The sequence below is a fragment of the Pseudomonas sp. TE21435 genome (assembly GCF_056279265.1).
In genome coordinates, this window is sequence record NZ_JBWBQZ010000001.1 from 3,587,465 (window position 1) to 3,605,498 (window position 18,034).

At 64.0% G+C, this 18,034-nt stretch carries 17 protein-coding genes and 1 riboswitch; of the genes, 7 read left to right on the forward strand and 10 right to left on the reverse strand.

The window, feature by feature from the left end:
- Positions 1 to 160 precede the first annotated feature (160 nt).
- The 6 genes from fba to tkt all read right to left on the reverse strand — a co-directional run bounded on the left by fba (position 161) and on the right by tkt (position 6,353).
- Complete coding sequence (gene fba, locus ACZ9C1_RS16190; protein ID WP_476254173.1) at positions 161 to 1,228, reverse strand: class II fructose-bisphosphate aldolase; 1,068 nt, start codon at positions 1,226 to 1,228, stop codon at positions 161 to 163.
- Between the two features lie 100 nt (positions 1,229 to 1,328).
- Positions 1,329 to 1,658, reverse strand: coding sequence for an MliC family protein (locus ACZ9C1_RS16195; protein ID WP_102682214.1), 330 nt, complete (start codon positions 1,656 to 1,658; stop codon positions 1,329 to 1,331).
- Positions 1,659 to 1,737: 79 nt separating this feature from the next.
- On the reverse strand, positions 1,738 to 1,989 hold the full coding sequence (locus ACZ9C1_RS16200; protein ID WP_371918102.1) for a hypothetical protein: 252 nt from the start codon (positions 1,987 to 1,989) through the stop codon (positions 1,738 to 1,740).
- Positions 1,989 to 3,152, reverse strand: coding sequence for a phosphoglycerate kinase (locus tag ACZ9C1_RS16205; protein ID WP_198755083.1), 1,164 nt, complete (start codon positions 3,150 to 3,152; stop codon positions 1,989 to 1,991). The genes ACZ9C1_RS16200 and ACZ9C1_RS16205 overlap by 1 nt, the downstream gene beginning before the upstream one ends.
- A gap of 12 nt (positions 3,153 to 3,164) precedes the next feature.
- A complete protein-coding gene (gene epd / locus ACZ9C1_RS16210) occupies positions 3,165 to 4,226 on the reverse strand; it encodes an erythrose-4-phosphate dehydrogenase (RefSeq protein ID WP_139673969.1) in 1,062 nt (353 codons plus the stop codon).
- 129 nt (positions 4,227 to 4,355) lie between these two features.
- On the reverse strand, positions 4,356 to 6,353 hold the full coding sequence (gene tkt, locus ACZ9C1_RS16215) for a transketolase (protein WP_102682217.1): 1,998 nt from the start codon (positions 6,351 to 6,353) through the stop codon (positions 4,356 to 4,358).
- 229 nt (positions 6,354 to 6,582) lie between these two features.
- Here tkt and ACZ9C1_RS16220 point away from each other — a divergent pair, with 229 nt between their 5' ends.
- The 4 genes from ACZ9C1_RS16220 to ACZ9C1_RS16235 all read left to right on the forward strand — a co-directional run bounded on the left by ACZ9C1_RS16220 (position 6,583) and on the right by ACZ9C1_RS16235 (position 11,141).
- A complete protein-coding gene (locus ACZ9C1_RS16220) occupies positions 6,583 to 7,575 on the forward strand; it encodes an ArsR/SmtB family transcription factor (protein ID WP_139673972.1) in 993 nt (330 codons plus the stop codon).
- A gap of 19 nt (positions 7,576 to 7,594) precedes the next feature.
- Positions 7,595 to 8,785 carry a methionine adenosyltransferase gene (metK, locus tag ACZ9C1_RS16225; RefSeq protein ID WP_038706913.1) on the forward strand — a complete coding sequence of 397 codons (1,191 nt, stop codon included), beginning with the start codon at positions 7,595 to 7,597 and terminating at the stop codon, positions 8,783 to 8,785.
- Positions 8,786 to 8,929: 144 nt separating this feature from the next.
- Positions 8,930 to 10,630, forward strand: coding sequence for an NAD-dependent DNA ligase LigB (ligB, locus tag ACZ9C1_RS16230; protein WP_476254174.1), 1,701 nt, complete (start codon positions 8,930 to 8,932; stop codon positions 10,628 to 10,630).
- Between the two features lie 118 nt (positions 10,631 to 10,748).
- Positions 10,749 to 11,141 carry a DUF1090 domain-containing protein gene (locus ACZ9C1_RS16235; RefSeq protein ID WP_102682220.1) on the forward strand — a complete coding sequence of 131 codons (393 nt, stop codon included), beginning with the start codon at positions 10,749 to 10,751 and terminating at the stop codon, positions 11,139 to 11,141.
- Positions 11,142 to 11,198: 57 nt separating this feature from the next.
- Here ACZ9C1_RS16235 and ACZ9C1_RS16240 read toward each other — a convergent pair whose 3' ends face one another.
- Positions 11,199 to 11,645, reverse strand: a complete 447-nt coding sequence (locus ACZ9C1_RS16240; RefSeq protein ID WP_277502203.1) for a c-type cytochrome — start codon at positions 11,643 to 11,645, stop codon at positions 11,199 to 11,201.
- A gap of 119 nt (positions 11,646 to 11,764) precedes the next feature.
- Between ACZ9C1_RS16240 and mltA the strand changes: the two genes are divergently transcribed.
- The gene (gene mltA / locus ACZ9C1_RS16245) at positions 11,765 to 12,916 is read left to right on the forward strand and encodes a murein transglycosylase A (RefSeq protein ID WP_476254175.1); all 1,152 of its coding nucleotides are present in this window, start codon (positions 11,765 to 11,767) and stop codon (positions 12,914 to 12,916) included.
- Positions 12,917 to 12,977: 61 nt separating this feature from the next.
- On the opposite strand, the gene ACZ9C1_RS16250 is transcribed toward mltA, so the two are convergent.
- Both ACZ9C1_RS16250 and ACZ9C1_RS16255 read right to left on the reverse strand, forming a co-directional pair.
- The gene (locus ACZ9C1_RS16250; protein WP_046853941.1) at positions 12,978 to 13,364 is read right to left on the reverse strand and encodes an MAPEG family protein; all 387 of its coding nucleotides are present in this window, start codon (positions 13,362 to 13,364) and stop codon (positions 12,978 to 12,980) included.
- Between the two features lie 31 nt (positions 13,365 to 13,395).
- Positions 13,396 to 14,229: an EamA family transporter gene (locus ACZ9C1_RS16255; RefSeq protein ID WP_102682223.1), complete on the reverse strand. Its 834-nt coding sequence runs from the start codon at positions 14,227 to 14,229 to the stop codon at positions 13,396 to 13,398.
- A 218-nt stretch (positions 14,230 to 14,447) separates the two neighbouring features.
- On the opposite strand from ACZ9C1_RS16255, the gene ACZ9C1_RS16260 reads away from it, so the two are divergent.
- Positions 14,448 to 15,686, forward strand: coding sequence for a cation:proton antiporter (locus ACZ9C1_RS16260; RefSeq protein WP_102682224.1), 1,239 nt, complete (start codon positions 14,448 to 14,450; stop codon positions 15,684 to 15,686).
- 107 nt (positions 15,687 to 15,793) lie between these two features.
- On the opposite strand, the gene ACZ9C1_RS16265 is transcribed toward ACZ9C1_RS16260, so the two are convergent.
- Entirely contained in the window at positions 15,794 to 16,195 is a 402-nt protein-coding gene (locus tag ACZ9C1_RS16265) for an acyl-CoA thioesterase (protein ID WP_003257757.1), read from the reverse strand.
- 177 nt (positions 16,196 to 16,372) lie between these two features.
- Positions 16,373 to 16,469: riboswitch (S-adenosyl-L-homocysteine riboswitch) on the forward strand.
- Positions 16,470 to 16,490: 21 nt separating this feature from the next.
- Between ACZ9C1_RS16265 and ahcY the strand changes: the two genes are divergently transcribed.
- Complete coding sequence (ahcY, locus tag ACZ9C1_RS16270) at positions 16,491 to 17,900, forward strand: adenosylhomocysteinase (RefSeq protein ID WP_046853939.1); 1,410 nt, start codon at positions 16,491 to 16,493, stop codon at positions 17,898 to 17,900.
- Positions 17,901 to 18,034: the final 134 nt, after the last annotated feature.

Below are 18,034 nucleotides of genomic sequence, written 5' to 3' on the forward strand. Positions count from 1 at the left end.
ATGCAGGTGGATGGCTATAAGCCACTGGAGTTGATGTTAGCCGACTAACGGTATCAGTGCCGGACAGGCGACGCGCGGCCCAGGCCTGAGCGCTCCGCACCAAGCCGCAGGCACAAAAAAGCCCGCATCGCTGCGGGCTCTTTCGTTGAACGGTGCCGGATCAGTTGATCTTGGCCGCCAGTTCACCTTTGGCATAGCGCTGGAACATGCCTTCCAGGGAGATCGGCTTGATCTTCGAGGCGTTGCCGGCGGTGCCGAAGGCTTCGTAACGGGCGATGCACACGTCACGCATGGCCTTGACGGTTTCACCGAAGAACTTGCGCGGGTCGAACTCGCTCGGGTTCTGCGCCATCAGGCGGCGCATGGCGCCAGTGGAGGCCAGGCGCAGGTCGGTGTCGATGTTGACCTTGCGGACACCGTACTTGATGCCTTCGACGATCTCTTCGACCGGCACGCCGTAGGTTTCCTTGATGTCGCCACCGTACTGGTTGATGATCGCCAGCCACTCTTGCGGCACCGAGGACGAGCCGTGCATCACCAGGTGGGTGTTGGGGATGCGCTTGTGGATTTCCTTGATACGGTCGATCGCCAGCACGTCGCCGGTAGGTGGCTTGGTGAACTTGTAGGCGCCGTGGCTGGTACCGATGGCGATGGCCAGGGCGTCCACCTGGGTCTTCTTGACGAAGTCGGCCGCTTCTTCCGGGTCGGTCAGCATCTGGCTGTGATCCAGCACGCCTTCGGCGCCGATACCATCCTCTTCACCGGCCATCCCGGTTTCCAGCGAACCCAGGCAGCCTAGCTCGCCTTCCACCGAAACACCACAGGCGTGCGCCATGGCGACGGTCTGCTGGGTGACACGGACGTTGTACTCGTAGTCAGTCGGGGTCTTGCCGTCTTCACCCAGCGAGCCGTCCATCATCACCTCCGAGCTGAAGCCCAGCTGGATGGAGCGCTGGCACACGTCGGGGCTGGTGCCGTGGTCCTGGTGCATGCACACCGGAATGTGCGGGAACTCTTCGATGGCCGCCAGGATCAGGTGGCGCAGGAACGGCGCACCGGCATATTTGCGAGCGCCAGCGGAAGCCTGGACGATGACCGGAGAGTCGGTCTTGTCGGCGGCTTCCATGATCGCGCGCATCTGCTCGAGGTTGTTGACGTTGAAAGCCGGAACGCCGTAGCCGAACTCGGCGGCGTGGTCCAGCATCTGGCGCATGCTAATGAGTGCCATTGTGTATCTCTCTCCCGACAAGCGTCGTTTGTTTCGTGCAAGCCTGCCGCAGGGGCGGTTGCTGTTCAAGTAGTGTGGGCCACCTGCGCGGCCCGGCCAGTCACGGTGCCTTGCAGCCCCGCCCAATCAGATCGTTGGTCGCCACCCAGTACACCAGGCCTTCTTCACCTTTGGTGTGGAAGGCCAGCATGCCATCGCTGTACAGCGCACCGGAGGCGCCCGGCTCGGCCTTGAGCCGGTAGACCTGGTCGCCGCCACCCAGGCGCACATCGACCGCGTCCTGTTGTGCATCGGCGAAGCGCCACAGCACCTCGGCCTGGCTGTCGCAGACCCAGCGGGTCCAGTTGTCCGCCGGGGCGGGTTGAGCGGGTTGCAGCAACGAACAGCCTGCCAGGGTCGCCAGGGCCAACATGGCCAGAAGCGCTTTCATTCAATTACTCCGCCAGGGGCCGCAATGCGGCCCCAATGTCCAAGACCACGAAAACCGCCCCAGGTTGCCTGCCATCCGATCAAGGGCAGCCCGGCGCCTTGCGCTGGTGTTCGTCGTCGTATTTTTCCAGGCCGTCCGGGCCCAGGCGCTTGTTGATCACCGGTGCCGTCTCGGCCTGCCACTGGGACTGGTAGCAACCGCCCTTGGGCGGCTGCGCCGGGTCGGCCTCGCTACCCGAGTTGCTGGAGCAGGCGCCCAGCAACACGGCCACGATCATCACAGGCAATTGCTTGACCATCAGGTCGCTCCCTTTGCCAGGCGCCTTCAAAATCAGGCCTTGGCCCGTTCTTCCAGGATTGCCACGGCAGGCAGGACCTTGCCCTCTACGAACTCGAGGAACGCGCCGCCACCGGTAGAAATGTAGGAGATATCGGCGCCAACGCCATATTTGTCGATGGCTGCCAGGGTGTCACCGCCACCGGCGATGGAGAATGCGGCGCTGTCGGCGATGGCCTTGGCCAGCACCTTGGTGCCGTTGCCGAACTGGTCGAACTCGAATACACCGACCGGGCCGTTCCACAGAATGGTCTGCGACGACTTCAGCAACTCGGCGAAGTTGGCAGCGGTCTGCGGACCGATGTCGAGGATCATGTCGTCAGCCGCCACGTCGGCGATCGCTTTAACGGTAGCTTCGGCGCTTTCAGCGAATTCCTTGGCAACCACGACGTCGACCGGCAGCGGTACATTGACCTTGGCGGCGATGGCCTTGGCAGTGTCGACCAGGTCAGCCTCGTACAGCGACTTGCCGACCGGGTGACCGGCTGCGGCGAGGAAGGTGTTGGCGATGCCGCCGCCGACGATCAGCAGGTCGCAGACGCTGCTCAAGCTGTTCAGCACATCCAGTTTGGTGGAAACCTTGGAGCCGGCAACAATGGCCGCCATCGGCTTGGCCGGGGCCTTCAGGGCCTTGCCCAGGGCGTCCAGCTCGGCCGCCAGCAGCGGGCCGGCAGCGGCGACCTTGGCGAACTTGGCAACCCCATGGGTGGAGCCTTCGGCGCGGTGCGCGGTGCCGAACGCGTCCATGACGAACACGTCGCACAGGGCGGCGTACTTTTGCGCCAGCTCGTCCGCGTTCTTCTTCTCGCCCTTGTTGAAGCGCACGTTTTCGAATAGCACCAGGTCACCGGCCTGCACCTGAACGCCGTCGAGGTAATCGGCGACCAGCGGTACGTCGCGGCCCAGGGCCTTGCCCAGGTAGTCGGCAACCGGCTTGAGGCTGTTCTCGGCGGAGAACTCGCCTTCGGTCGGGCGCCCCAGGTGCGAGCAGACCATTACCGCCGCGCCCTTCTCCAGGGCCAGCTTGATGGTCGGCAGCGCTGCCAGGATACGCGCATCGCTGGCGACCACGCCGTCCTTCACGGGAACGTTGAGGTCTTCGCGGATCAGCACGCGCTTACCTTGCAGGTCGAGGTCGGTCATCTTCAACACGGTCATGAATGCAGTCCTTCAGGGCTGTTTGCTGCGGGTTGGGTGGACGACGTGCAGATAGTGTTCGGCAACGTCGAGCATACGGTTGGCGAACCCCCATTCGTTGTCGAACCAGGCCAGCAGGTTCACCAGGCGAGGGCCTGAGACACGGGTCTGGCTGGCATCGACGATGGCCGAATGCGGGTCATGGTTGAAATCACAGCTGGCGTGGGGCAGCTCGGTGTAGGCCAGCAAGCCTTTGAGCGGGCCATCCAGGGCGGCCTCGCGCAACACCCGGTTGACCTCGGCCGCGCTGGTGTCGCGGGCGGTCTGCAGGGTGATGTCCAGGCACGACACGTTGACGGTCGGCACACGTACCGCTTTGGCCTGGATTCGCCCGGCAAGTTCCGGTAGCAGGCGCTCGATACCGCGCGCCAGGCCAGTGGACACCGGGATCACCGACTGGAACGCCGAGCGCGTGCGGCGCAGGTCTTCGTGGTGATAGGCGTCGATCACCGGCTGGTCGTTCATTGCCGAGTGAATGGTGGTGATCTGTACGTACTCGATGCCAAAGGCCTGGTCCAGCACCCGCAACAGGGGCACGCCGCAGTTGGTGGTGCAGGACGCGTTCGATACCAGCAGTTCGTTGCCCGTCAGACAATCCTGGTTGATGCCGTAGACCACCGTGGCATCGACGTCGACTTCACTGGCCATCGGCTGCGAAAACAGTACCCGCGGCGCACCGGCATCGAGAAAGCGCTGGCCGTCGGCGCGGGTGTTGTAGGCGCCAGAGCACTCCAGCACCAGGTCGACATCCAGGGCCGCCCAGTCGATGCCTTCGGGGGTGGCACTGCGCAGCACTTTCACGCAGTCGCCGTTGATATGCAGACAGTCGCCGTCGACTTTCACCTCACCGGGGAAACGCCCGTGGGTGGAGTCGAAGCGCGTCAGGTATTCCAGGCTGGCCTGGTCGGCCAGGTCGTTCAGCGCGACGATCTCGAAACCGGCCTTTGCCCCTCGCTCGAACAGTGCGCGCAGGACACAGCGGCCGATGCGGCCGTAACCGTTGAGTGCAACTTTGTAGGGACGCGGGTGGGGCATTCGATACTCACGTGCAGGTGCGTTGAACGACCATCGCGGGGCAAGCCCGCTCCCACAAGGCACCGGGATGCCTTGTGGGAGCGGGCTTGCCCCGCGATCAGACGGGAGGCATGGAGCCTCCCGGGTGCATCAGTCTTCCAGCAGCTCTTCAGCGGTGCCCAGGATGTTGTCCAGGGTGAAGCCGAACTCCTCGAACAACGCGGAGGCCGGCGCCGACTCGCCGTAGGTGGTCATGCCGATGACGCGACCTTCGAGGCCGACGTACTTGTACCAGAAGTCGGCATGGGCAGCTTCGATGGCGATGCGCGCGCTGACTTCCAGTGGCAGGACCGACTGCTTGTAGGCTGCGTCCTGGGCATCGAACACGCTGGTGCTCGGCATCGACACGACGCGGACCTTGCGGCCCTCGGCGCTCAGCTTGTCGAACGCCTGGACGGCCAGGCCCACTTCGGAACCGGTGGCGATCAGGATCAGTTCGGGCTCGCCGGCGCAGTCCTTGAGCACGTAACCGCCACGGGCGATATCGGCGATCTGCTGAGCATTGCGATCCTGATGTTGCAGGTTCTGGCGCGAGAAGATCAGCGCCGAAGGGCCGTCCTTGCGCTCCAGGGCGGCTTTCCAGGACACGGCGGACTCGACCGCATCGGCCGGGCGCCAGGTGTCCAGGTTCGGCGTGCTACGCAGGCTGGTCAGTTGCTCGATCGGCTGGTGGGTCGGGCCGTCTTCGCCCAGGCCGATGGAATCATGGGTATAGACGTGGATCACGCGCTGCTTCATCAGCGCCGACATGCGCACGGCGTTGCGGGCATATTCCATGAACATCAGGAAGGTCGCGCCATAAGGCACCAGGCCGCCGTGCAGGGCGACGCCGTTCATGATGGCGGTCATGCCGAATTCGCGCACGCCGTAGAACACATAGTTGCCGCTGGCGTCATTGGCCTCGACACCCTTGCAACCTTTCCACAGGGTCAGGTTGGAGCCGGCCAGGTCCGCCGAACCACCGAGGAACTCCGGCAGCAGAGGGCCGAAGGCGTTGAGGGTGTTCTGGCTGGCCTTGCGGCTGGCGATGGTTTCGCCCTTGGCGGCGACTTCGTTGATGTAGGCCTGGGCCTTCTCGGAGAAGTCGGCCGGCAGCTCACCTGCGTCACGGCGCTTGAACTCGGCAGCCAGTTCCGGGTAAGCCTTGGCGTAGGCGTCGAAACGCTCGTTCCAGGCAGCTTCGGCCTTGGCGCCAGCGGCTTTGGCGTCCCACTCGGCATAAATGTCGGCCGGGATCTCGAACGGACCGTGGTTCCAGTTCAGTTCCTTGCGGGCCAGGGCGATTTCGTCGTTGCCCAGCGGTGCGCCGTGGCAGTCTTCCTTGCCCTGCTTGTTCGGCGAGCCGAAGCCGATGATGGTCTTGCAGCAGATCAGAGTCGGACGGTCGCTCTTGCGAGCGGTGTCGATGGCCATCTTGATCTCGTCGGCGTCGTGACCGTTGACGTTGCGGATGACCTGCCAGTTGTAGGCTTCGAAGCGCGCCGGGGTGTTGTCGGTGAACCAGCCGTGCACTTCGCCGTCGATGGAAATGCCGTTGTCGTCGTAGAAGGCGATCAGTTTGTTCAGGCCCAGGGTGCCGGCCAGCGAGGCGACTTCATGGGAAATGCCTTCCATCATGCAGCCGTCGCCGAGGAACACGTAGGTGTTGTGGTCGACGATGTTGTGGCCTTCACGGTTGAACTGGGCGCCCAGCACCTTTTCCGCCAGGGCGAAGCCCACGGCGTTGGCCAGACCCTGGCCCAGAGGGCCGGTGGTGGTCTCCACGCCAGGGGTGTAGCCGTACTCCGGGTGGCCCGGGGTGCGGCTGTGCAGCTGACGGAAGGCCTTGAGGTCGTCGATGGTGACGTCGTAGCCGGTCAGGTGCAGCAGCGAATAGATGAGCATCGAACCATGACCGTTGGACAGCACGAAGCGGTCACGGTCGGCGAAGCTGGGGTTGCTCGGGTTGTGCTTCAGGTAGTCGCGCCAAAGCACTTCGGCGATATCCGCCATACCCATGGGGGCACCTGGGTGGCCGCTGTTGGCCTTTTGCACGGCATCCATGCTGAGGGCACGAATGGCGTTGGCACGTTCACGACGGCTGGGCATCGCTGAGTCTCCTGGGGCTTGAAAGGGTGGTGAAGCGAAAAAAGACGACCATTTTCGCCCACAGGGGGGGCCGGGGGCAATGACGTATGGTCGCAGTCGGGCTTTTTTCCTGTGTTTGGCCTGCTTTTCAAGAAAAATGCGCCTGCGCAACCACCACCCATCCAGCAATATCAAAACTTTTTGATATTGCTATTGCGACCACAGCCTCCCCTGACTAGACTCCCGCCCCATGAACCTCAATGCGCCCATCACCCCGCAACACAGCGACGAGCTGGCCGCCCTGTGCAAGGCCGGCGGCGACCCGCTGCGCCTGAACGTGCTGCGCGCATTGGCCAACGACTCGTTCGGCGTGCTGGAGCTGGCGCAGATCTTCGACATCGGCCAGTCGGGCATGAGCCACCACCTCAAGGTACTGGCCCAGGCCGACCTGGTGGCGACCCGTCGCGAAGGCAATGCGATCTTCTACCGCCGTGCCCTGCCCGACAGTCAGCGCCTGGGTGGCCGCCTGCATACGGCACTGCTCGAGGAAGCCGACGACCTCGCGCTGCCCGTGGACGTACAGGCGCGTATCGCCCTGGTGCAACAGCGCCGCGCCGCCACCAGCCAGGACTTTTTCCAGCGCGTCGAAGAGAAGTTCCGCGCCCAGCAGGACCTGATCGCCGGCTTGCCGCAGTACCGCGAAAGCCTGCTGGCGCTGCTCGACAAGCTCAGCTTCGGCGTCGGCGCCAGCGCCCTGGAAGTGGGGCCTGGCGACGGCGGATTCCTGCCCGACCTGGCTCGCCGCTTCGACCAGGTCACGGCCATGGACAACAGCCCGACCATGCTCGAACTGGCGCGCCAGGTCTGCGAGCGCAATGCACTGAATAACGTAAACCTGCAGTTGGCCGATGCACTGGGTGCAACGGATGTGGAAGCCGACTGCGTTGTGCTGAACATGGTCCTGCACCATTTCAGCGACCCGGCCCAGGCCTTGCGCCTGCTGGCCAAACGGGTGAAGGCGGGCGGCAGCCTGCTGGTCACCGAGCTGTGCAGCCATGACCAGGGGTGGGCGCGCGAAGCTTGCGGCGACCTGTGGCTTGGCTTCGAGCAGGACGACCTGGCCCGTTGGGCCGACGCGGCAGGGCTGGCCCCCGGGGACAGCCTCTACGTGGGCTTGCGTAACGGTTTTCAGATCCAGGTCCGGCATTTCCAGCGGGCCACTGGCGACATACAACATCGGTAAATTTCAGGAACCCATCGAGATGAGCGAATACTCCCTTTTCACCTCCGAGTCCGTGTCCGAAGGGCATCCGGACAAGATCGCCGACCAGATCTCCGACGCGGTGCTGGACGCCATCATCGCCCAGGACAAGTACGCCCGCGTAGCCTGCGAGACCCTGGTCAAGACCGGTGTCGCCATCATCGCCGGCGAAGTCACCACTTCGGCCTGGGTCGATCTGGAAGACCTGGTGCGTAACGTGATCATCGACATCGGCTACAACAGCTCCGACGTCGGCTTCGACGGCGCCACCTGCGCCGTGATGAACATCATCGGCAAGCAGTCGGTGGACATCGCCCAGGGCGTCGACCGCTCCCGCCCGGAAGACCAGGGCGCCGGCGACCAGGGCCTGATGTTCGGCTACGCCAGCAACGAGACCGACGTGCTGATGCCGGCCCCGATCTGCTTCTCGCACCGCCTGGTCGAGCGCCAGGCCGAGGCGCGCAAGTCCAAGCTGCTGCCTTGGCTGCGCCCGGACGCCAAGTCCCAGGTCACCTGCCGCTATGAAAACGGCAAGGTCGTCGGCATCGACGCGGTCGTGCTGTCGACCCAGCACAACCCCGAGGTCTCGCAGAAAGACCTGCAGGAAGCGGTGATGGAGTTGATCGTCAAGCACACCCTGCCTGCCGAGTTGCTGCACAAGGGTACCCAGTACCACATCAACCCGACCGGCAACTTCATCATCGGTGGCCCGGTGGGCGACTGCGGCCTGACCGGCCGCAAGATCATCGTCGACTCCTACGGTGGCATGGCTCGCCACGGTGGTGGCGCGTTCTCCGGCAAGGACCCGTCCAAGGTCGACCGTTCCGCTGCCTACGCCGGCCGCTACGTGGCCAAGAACATCGTCGCCGCGGGCCTGGCCGAGCGTTGCGAGATCCAGGTGTCCTACGCCATCGGCGTGGCCCAGCCGACCTCCATCTCGATCAACACCTTCGGCACCGGCAAGGTCTCGGACGAGAAGATCGTGCAGCTGGTGCGCGAGTGCTTCGACCTGCGTCCGTACGCCATCACCACCATGCTCGACCTGCTGCACCCGATGTACCAGGAAACCGCTGCCTACGGTCACTTCGGCCGTACCCCGCAGCAGAAGACCGTGGGTGATGACACCTTCACCACCTTCACCTGGGAGCGCACCGACCGCGCCGCCGCCCTGCGCGACGCCGCTGGCCTGTAAGCCTCCTACAGCAGTAAAAGAAAGCCCCTGCCGAGCGATCGGCAGGGGCTTTTTCGTGACATATCGCCTGACAATGCGGCACGTCGCACCAAGCAACTGGCACCTAGGCTGAGGACTCCTTACCGCCTCGCAAGGATGCCGGCCATGCCGCTACTGCCGATACTCATGCTGCTGTCGACTCTCTTCACCAGCGCACAGGCCGGCCAGTGTCCGGATTGGGGCCCATCACAGGCGAATGCCGAAATGGTCCGACTGGGCGAGACCCTGGCCCGCTGGGACGATCACTACCATCGTCAAGGCAAGTCATTGGTGGCGGACGAACTCTATGACCAGAGCCGCCAGCGCCTGCTGCGACTGCAGCGGTGCTTCAACCTGCCAGACGCGGCGCCCGACCCGCTGGCCGGCGCACGTGGCCCTATGCCCCACCCGGTCGCGCACACCGGCGTCGACAAGCTGCCCGACGAACAGGCCATGCGCCGCTGGCTGGCGGGCAAGCGCGATGTCTGGATACAGCCCAAGGTCGATGGTGTCGCGGTTTCCCTGATCTACCAGCAGGGCCGGCTGGTCCGGCTGCTCAGCCGCGGCGATGGCGTCCAGGGCCATGACTGGAGCCGGCATATTCCTTCGCTCGGCGCCATCACCCGACAGCTGCCGCAACCTGTGGACCTGGTGCTGCAAGGGGAACTTTACAAACGCCTGGAGGGCCATGTGCAGGCTCAGGCAGGTAGCCTTAACGCTCGCGGCAGCGTGGCCGGGCTAATGGCACGCAAGCAGCTGGACACCGCCCTCGGCGCGAGCATCGGCCTGTTCGTCTGGGACTGGCCACACGGGCCGCAAACCCAGGCGGAGCGCCTCGAGCTACTGGCCGCCATGGGCTTTGCCGACAGCCAGCGCTACAGCATCCCCATCGCCAGCCCGGAGCAGGCCGCCGAGATGCGCCTGCACTGGTATCGCGCCGCCCTGCCCTTCGCCACCGATGGCGTGATCCTGCGCCAGGGCAGCCGCCCGCCCGCCGAGCGCTGGCAGGCCAAGGCCCCTTACTGGATTGCAGCCTGGAAATACCCCTTCTCCCAAGCCCTGGCCGAAGTGCGCGAAGTGCGCTTTCGCATTGGCCGCACCGGCAAGGTAACCCCCATCCTGCACCTGGCGCCTGTCGAACTGGACGACCGTCGGGTTTCGCAGGTCAGCCTTGGGTCCCTGGCACGCTGGCAGAAACTCGATATACGCCCGGGCGACCAGGTGGCTATCAGCCTTGCCGGCCTCACCATTCCGCGGTTTGACGACGTGGTACATCGCACGGTCGTGCGACAGCCCGTCACCTCACCGACTGCCGGGCAGTATGACGCCCACACCTGCTGGCAGGCTGGTGCTGGCTGCGAAGAGCAATTCATCGCCCGATTGACCTGGTTGAGCGGCAAGCAGGGGCTGGCCCTGCCAGGGATCGGGCCGGGCACCTGGCGCCGACTGGTGGATGTCGGCCTTGTGACCACCCTCGTGGATTGGCTGGAGCTCGATACCCAAGTCCTGGCGGCCGTGCCGGGTCTCGGCGATGCCAGGGCCCGACAGCTTCATGACAGTTTTAGCGCGGCGCGCTTGCGCCCCTTCCTCCAATGGTTGAACGCGCTAGGCGCGCCCTTGCCTCAGGGGATGCCCCTGGAGGCCGACTGGTCGACGCTCGCAACGCGATCGGCTGACGCATGGCAAGCCTTGCCGGGCGTCGGTGGCGCAAGATCGAAACAACTCGAGGTATTTTTTGCAACAGAAGATGTTCAAGCCCTTGCCGAGCAACTGGGCGGGTATCGTATCGCCGGTTTCCAGCTCGCGAACGACTCCGCCGAACAATGACGAGTGTAGGTCAACTCCGAGTTTGCCGTTTAAAGACCCACCAAGGGTTCCTAAATCCGGCAAACCAAGGCAGGATTCCACCAACTTTTGCTGCTCCGCCCCGCTCAGGAGGCTTTTCATGACACGTTTCACCGCTCTTTTCCTGCTGGCAACCCTTGGCCTGGCAACCGGCGCCGCGCAAGCCGCCCAGCCGGATGCAGGCCTGACCGGCTGCGCCGCCAAGCGCAGCGCCATCGAGAACCAGCTGAAGATTGCCCGTGACCATGGCAACAGCAACCAGGCTGCCGGGCTCGAAGAGGCGCTGCGTGGCGTGGACAACTGCACCGAAGCCGGGCTGCGCAAAGAGCGCGAGCAGAAAGTGCTCGATGCCCGCCACGAAGTGAACCAGCGCACCAAGGACCTGGACAAAGCCATGAAGAAAGGTGACGCGGAAAAGATCAACAAGCGCAAGGACAAGCTGGCCGAGGCGAAGAAAGAGCTGCAGGAAGCCGTGGACGAGCTTGAGCGCTGACTTTTTAACAGCCCTTGATGTGGGAACGAACCCGCTCCCACAACAGCCTCCCACGGCTCAGTGATTACGAAACTCGCTATGACAGGCCTTGCACGCCGCCTCGACCCTGTCCATCGGGGCCTTCATCTGCGCTGCGTCCAGCGGCGGGTTGCGGGTCACCGTCACCAGGTCGCCGGTAACGCCCTCCAACTGCCGGGCCAGGTCCTGGAACCGCGCCTGGCGCTCCCAGACATCCGCCCGTGCGCTGCTGTCACCCTCGTCGCGCACCTGCGGGAAGTGCTGCCACGGCTCATGGGCCAAGGTATCCAGCTTCACCGCGCCCTCGGCGAACTTCACGTCATCGAAGGGCAACCGCCCGCGCAGCATGCCACCCATGTCTTCACTGGTCTTGAGCATCTGCTTGAAGATTGCCTTGCGCTGGCCCAGCGGCGAGTTGGGGTCGACGCCGTCACAGGCGGTCAGGGCGAGGGCGGCGAGCAGTACTACGGTCAATCGCTTGAACATCACGGTCTCTTTGGCCAGGCAAACGGGTCGCCAGTATCGCCGCCTGCCGGGCAAAGACCAATAGCCACACAGAAAACAAGGGCGAATGTTCATGTTTCGCCCAGCACAGGACCCACCCGATGAAATCTGCATTGCGCCATCTCGCCTGGGCCCTGCCCGCCCTGGCGCTCCTGGCCGGCTGCAACGGCGGCGAAAGCGCCAAGCCCGCGCCTCATGCCATCGCCACTTATGTACCAGCCACCTGGAAGGACCTGCCCCAGGTCAGCGACGACGACCTGCTGGCCGGCTTCTATGCCTGGCGCAACGGTTGCGAGAAACTCAAGCGCGATCCGGTGTGGGCCGCTACCTGCGAGGCAGCCGGTTCAGCCACGGCGAGCGCTGACCAGGTACGCACCTTCCTCGAGCAGAATCTCCAGGTGTATGGGCTGCGCTCGGCGCAGAACAGCGCCAATGGCCTGATAACCGGGTACTACGAGCCGGTCTACCCCGGCAGCCTGGAACGCACCGAAGCCGCGCATGTACCGGTGTACGGCGTACCCGAGGACATGATCGTGGTCGATCTGGCCAGTGTGTATCCCGAACTCAAGGGCAAGCGCCTGCGCGGGCGCCTCGATGGCCGCGTGCTCAAGCCCTATGACACTGCCGAAGTGATCAACCGCGACGGTGCCAAGGCGCCGGTACTGGCCTGGCTGACCGACCCGATGGACTTGCAGTTCCTGCAGATCCAGGGTTCCGGTCGCATCCAGCTGGAAGGTGGCCGCCAGCTGCGCCTGGGGTATGCCGACCAGAACGGCCACCCCTATCGGCCGATTGGCCGCTGGCTGGTGGACCAGGGCCAACTGCCCAAGGAACAGGTGACCATGGGCAGCATCCACGCCTGGGCCCAGGCCAACCCGCAGCGGGTCCGCGAGTTGCTGGCCAGCAACCCGAGCTACGTGTTCTTCAGCACCCGGCCGGATAGCAACGAAGGTCCGCGCGGCTCGCTCAACGTGCCGCTGACCGCTGGCTACAGCGTGGCCATCGACCGCAAGGTGATCCCGCTGGGCAGCCTGCTGTGGCTGTCCACCACCCGCCCCGACGGCAGCCCGGTGGTGCGCCCCGTGGGAGCTCAAGACACGGGTGGGGCGATTACCGGTGAAGTGCGTGCGGACCTGTTCTGGGGCACCGGTCCTGAGGCCGGTGAACTGGCAGGCAACATGAAACAACAGGGGCAGATATGGATGTTGTGGCCTAAGGGTCAGCCTTTGCCCGAAGTACCGAAGGTCCCCTGAAGGGCGCTATCGCGGGGCATACCCGCTCCCACTGCGGGGGCGAGCTTGCCCCGCGATGCAGTCAGATCGAAACGACAAAGAACGACACGATCAGCGCCATCCCGACGAACCATACCAGCGAACGCAACACTGCCCAGTCCGCCAGGTAGCAAATGATGTAGAGCAACCGGCTGGTGATGTACATCACCCCCAGCACATCTTGGGTCACTTGTTCGGCATTGCCGACGATATCGGCCACCAGCACCGCCGCGGCAAACGCGGGAAACGCCTCGTAGCCGTTCAACTGGGCGGCATGGGCTCGCCGTGGCAGCCCTTCGAGCTTGTCCAGGAACGCACGAGGATCGTGATTGGCACGCAGGCCGAAATACCCGCTGCTGAGTTTGGCGATCAGTGCACACAGCGGCGGCAGGACCAGCGCGACGAGAATGCACCACAGGGCTACGGTCATCTACAGGACTCCTTGTTCATAGAGGTTCGCTTCAGAGCTTCATCACCAGCATGCCGGCCAGTACCAGCCCGCAAGCTAGGAGTCTTGGCCCGCCAAAAGGTTCTTTGAGGTAGCGCATGCCCAACAGCACCACGAGGATCACGCTCAACTCGCGCAACGCTGCCGCTTCGGCCACCGAGCCCAGGTGCATGGCCCAGAGCACCAGAGCGTAGCTGAACAATACGCAGAACCCGACCGCCAGGCCCAGCTTCCATTGGGTGCGCCAGAACAGCATGAACGGCCCTCGTCGGGCCACCATGGCCAGCAACGGGAACGGCCAGGCACTGAGCAAGGTCAGCCATACCAGGTAGTCCCAGGGCTTGCCCCACAGGCGTACGGCCTGACCGTCGAACCAGGTGTAGCAGCCGATGCACAGGCCTATCAGTGCCACCACCGGCAGCATCGACCAGGGCAGGCGGTCGCCGCCGCCACCCTGCCAAAGCAAGCACGCCATGCCACAGGGGATCAGCAAGATGCCGATGATCTGCTGCTGGCTCAACGATTCGCCGGCAAAGGCCAGGGTCAGGCCCAGCACCACCAATGGCGACAGGCCACGCATCAACGGATAGACCAGCCCCAGGTCACCGACCCGATAGGCCTGGATCAGCAGAAAGCGGTACAGCTGCTCGGCCAGCGCCGAGGCCAGCAGCCAGGGCCAGATCTCGGCGGGCGGGAAATCTACGAAGGCTACCGCCAGTATGGCGAAACTCAGTGCCACCACGTCCATGCTGGCGATCACCAGCAGCCGCTCGGCGCTGAACTTGATCAGGGTGTTCCAGGTGGCATGGAGCAGGGCTGCGACCAGTACGAGGGAAGTTGCCAGCACGCCTTGGAATCCTTGTCGTCGTTTGGTGGGGACCACTATATAGCGCCTGGCTAGTTATGGCCTCATCGCAGGGCAAGCCCGCTCCCGCGCCTTCGCCTGACAGGAACCAACTGGAGAAATCCGGTCATAAGGTGTGTCCCGAACGCCGCGCCAGGTCATCAAAGAACTGCCCGAGCCATTCGGGTAATGACTTGGAAGCCACTTACACAGGATTCGGGATGCTTGAATTAGTTGCCGCGTTTATCTGCCTCACCACCCTCCTCACTTATGTGAACTACCGCTTCATCGGCCTGCCGCCGGCCATCGGCGTGATGGTCACCGCATTGCTGTTCTCCCTGATGCTGCAGGGCCTGAGCCTGATCGGCTTCCCTGGCCTGGAAGAACGCGTCGAAGGCCTGATGAACCAGATCGACTTCAACGACCTGCTGATGCACTGGATGCTGTCGTTCCTGCTGTTCGCTGGCGCCTTGCACGTCAACCTCGCCGACCTGCGCAGCTACCGCTGGCCGATCGGCCTGCTGGCCACCCTTGGCGTACTCATCGCCACCGTGGTGATCGGTTACCTGGCGCACTGGGTGTTCGCCCTGTTTGGCTGGAACGTGCCGTTGATCTACTGCCTGCTGTTCGGCGCGCTGATCTCGCCGACCGACCCAATCGCCGTGCTCGGCGCACTGCGTACCGCCAACGCCTCCAAACCGCTGAAGACCACCATCGTCGGTGAGTCGCTGTTCAATGACGGCACGGCGGTCGTGGTGTTCACCGTGCTGCTGGGCATCATCCAGCTGGGCGAGACGCCGAGCGTCGCCGACACCGCCATCCTGTTCGCCCGCGAGGCCCTGGGTGGCATAGCCTTCGGCGGCCTGATCGGCTATGCCACCTACCGCATGATCAAGAGCGTCGAACAATACCAGGTGGAAGTGATGCTGACCCTGGCGCTGGTGATCGGCGGCTCGGCCATGTGCTACGAGCTGCACGTGTCGGCGCCGATCGCCATGGTGGTAGCCGGACTGATCATCGGCAACCTGGGACGCAACCTGGCGATGAACGACATGACCCGCCGCTACATGGACGGCTTCTGGGAACTGATCGACGACATGCTCAATGCCTTGCTGTTCGCGCTGATTGGCCTGGAGCTGTTGCTGCTGCCGTTCAACTGGCTGCACCTGGCGGCCGGTGGCGTGCTGGCGGTGGCGGTGCTGGCTTCGCGGCTGCTGACCGTGGCGCCGGCGATCGTGCTGTTGCGCCGCTGGCGCAGCGTGCCGCAGGGCACCATCCGCGTGCTGACCTGGGGCGGCCTGCGCGGTGGCGTGTCGGTCGCCCTGGCGCTGTCGCTGCCGCAGGGCGCCGAGCGTGACCTGCTGCTGTCGATCACTTACATCGTGGTGCTGTCGTCGATCCTGATTCAGGGCCTGACGGTCGGCAAGGTGGTGCGCAAGGTCAGCACACAACCCGAGTAACAACGTAGAGGCGGACTAGCCCCGCGATATCGTCTGCACAGGCATAGATGTTGATCCTGCCGGCGCCATTGCGGGGCAAGCCCGCTCCCACGCTTGAGCAAACGGGTCTATTCCACCGCGCTGTCCGGGAACTGGTCCTGGATGTACTTGATCTCGGTGCGCCCGTGGGCGGCCGGCAGGCCATCCTCACCCAGGTTGACGAACACCATCTTGTCGACGGTCAGGATCGCCTTGCGGGTGATCTTGTTGCGTACTTCGCACTTGAGGGTGATCGAGGTGCGGCCGAATTCGGTGGCGGTGATGCCCAGCTCGATGATGTCGCCCTGACGCGAGGCACTGACGAAGTTGATCTCGGAAATGTACTTGGTCACCACGCGCTGGTTACCCAGCTGGACGATGGCGTAGATCGCCGCCTCCTCGTCGATCCAGCGCAGCAGGCTGCCGCCGAACAGGGTGCCGTTGGGATTGAGGTCTTCGGGTTTTACCCATTTGCGGGTGTGAAAGTTCATCTGTACTCCTGACCTGCTTGCTGACATGCGCTAATGATGGCAGACCGCTCGGTCACGCTCCATTGAACATCGACTATCGTCTCGATTAATCGACAGAAAGTCTTGGGTGTGTAACACGCCCGCGGCTATAATCTTGCCGTTTCACATGGCCCCCCACAGTGGTGGCCATCCCGCCACCCATCCGAGGGGCGCTGCAGCAGGCTTGGCCTGTCAGGCTCGGTTGGGGCGTTGTCCGCGCAAGCGGACGCTCAACGCACAACGGCGCCCATTCGCACACTACGAATGGAGGCTCTCAATGAGCGCTGTAAACACGCCTGCAGGTTTTTCCGACTTCAAGGTCGCCGACATCTCCCTGGCCGACTGGGGCCGCAAGGAAGTCATCATCGCCGAATCGGAAATGCCCGCGCTGATGGGCCTGCGCCGCAAGTATCAAGCCGAGCAACCGCTCAAGGGCGCGAAGATCATCGGCTGCATCCACATGACCATCCAGACTGCCGTGCTGATCGAGACCCTGGTCGCCCTGGGTGCCGAAGTGCGCTGGTCGTCGTGCAACATCTTCTCCACCCAGGACCAGGCCGCCGCCGCCATCGCTGCCGCCGGCATCCCGGTGTTCGCCTGGAAAGGCGAGACCGAGCAAGAGTACGAGTGGTGCATCGAGCAGACCATCCTCAAGGATGGCCAGCCATGGGACGCCAACATGGTGCTGGACGACGGCGGTGACCTGACCGAGATCCTGCACAAGAAATACCCGGCCATGCTGGACAAGATCCACGGCGTGACCGAAGAGACCACCACCGGCGTGCACCGCCTGCTGGACATGCTGGCCAAAGGCGAGCTGAAAGTCCCGGCGATCAACGTCAACGACTCGGTCACCAAGAGCAAGAACGACAACAAATACGGCTGCCGCCACAGCCTCAACGACGCCATCAAGCGCGGCACCGACCACCTGCTGTCGGGCAAGCAGGCCCTGGTGATCGGCTACGGCGACGTGGGCAAGGGCTCGGCCCAGTCCCTGCGCCAGGAAGGCATGATCGTCAAGGTCACCGAAGTCGACCCGATCTGCGCCATGCAAGCCTGCATGGACGGCTTCGAAGTCGTCTCGCCGTTCAAGGACGGCATCAACACCGGTACCGAAGCCGGCATCAACAAGGACCTGCTCGGCCGCATCGACCTGATCGTCACCACCACCGGTAACGTCAACGTCTGCGACGCCAACATGCTCAAGGCCCTGAAAAAGCGCGCCGTGGTCTGCAACATCGGCCACTTCGACAACGAGATCGACACCGCCTTCATGCGCAAGAACTGGGCATGGGAAGAGGTCAAGCCACAGGTGCACAAGATCCACCGCACCGGCGCCGGCGTGTTCGACCCGCAGAACGACGACTACCTGATCCTGCTGGCCGAAGGCCGCCTGGTAAACCTGGGCAACGCCACCGGCCACCCGAGCCGCATCATGGACGGTTCGTTCGCCAACCAGGTCCTGGCGCAGATCTTCCTGTTCGAGCAGAAGTTCGCCGCGCTGCCTGCCGCGAAGAAGGCCGAGCGCCTGACCGTGGAAGTGCTGCCGAAGAAACTCGACGAAGAAGTGGCCCTGGAAATGGTCCGCGGCTTCGGCGGCGTGGTCACCCAGCTGACCCCGCAGCAGGCCGAATACATCGGTGTGACCGTCGAAGGCCCGTTCAAGCCGGACGCTTACCGCTACTAAGCGGCTGGTTGCCAGTGCCAGGTATCCTTGCCCGGCACTGGCAGGCAACGTTTCGAACCGATGTCCGAGCCAGGCCGGCCCCCACCGTCCTGGCTTTTATTTGCAGGCAGCAGCCCAGGCTCACTGCCGAAGGA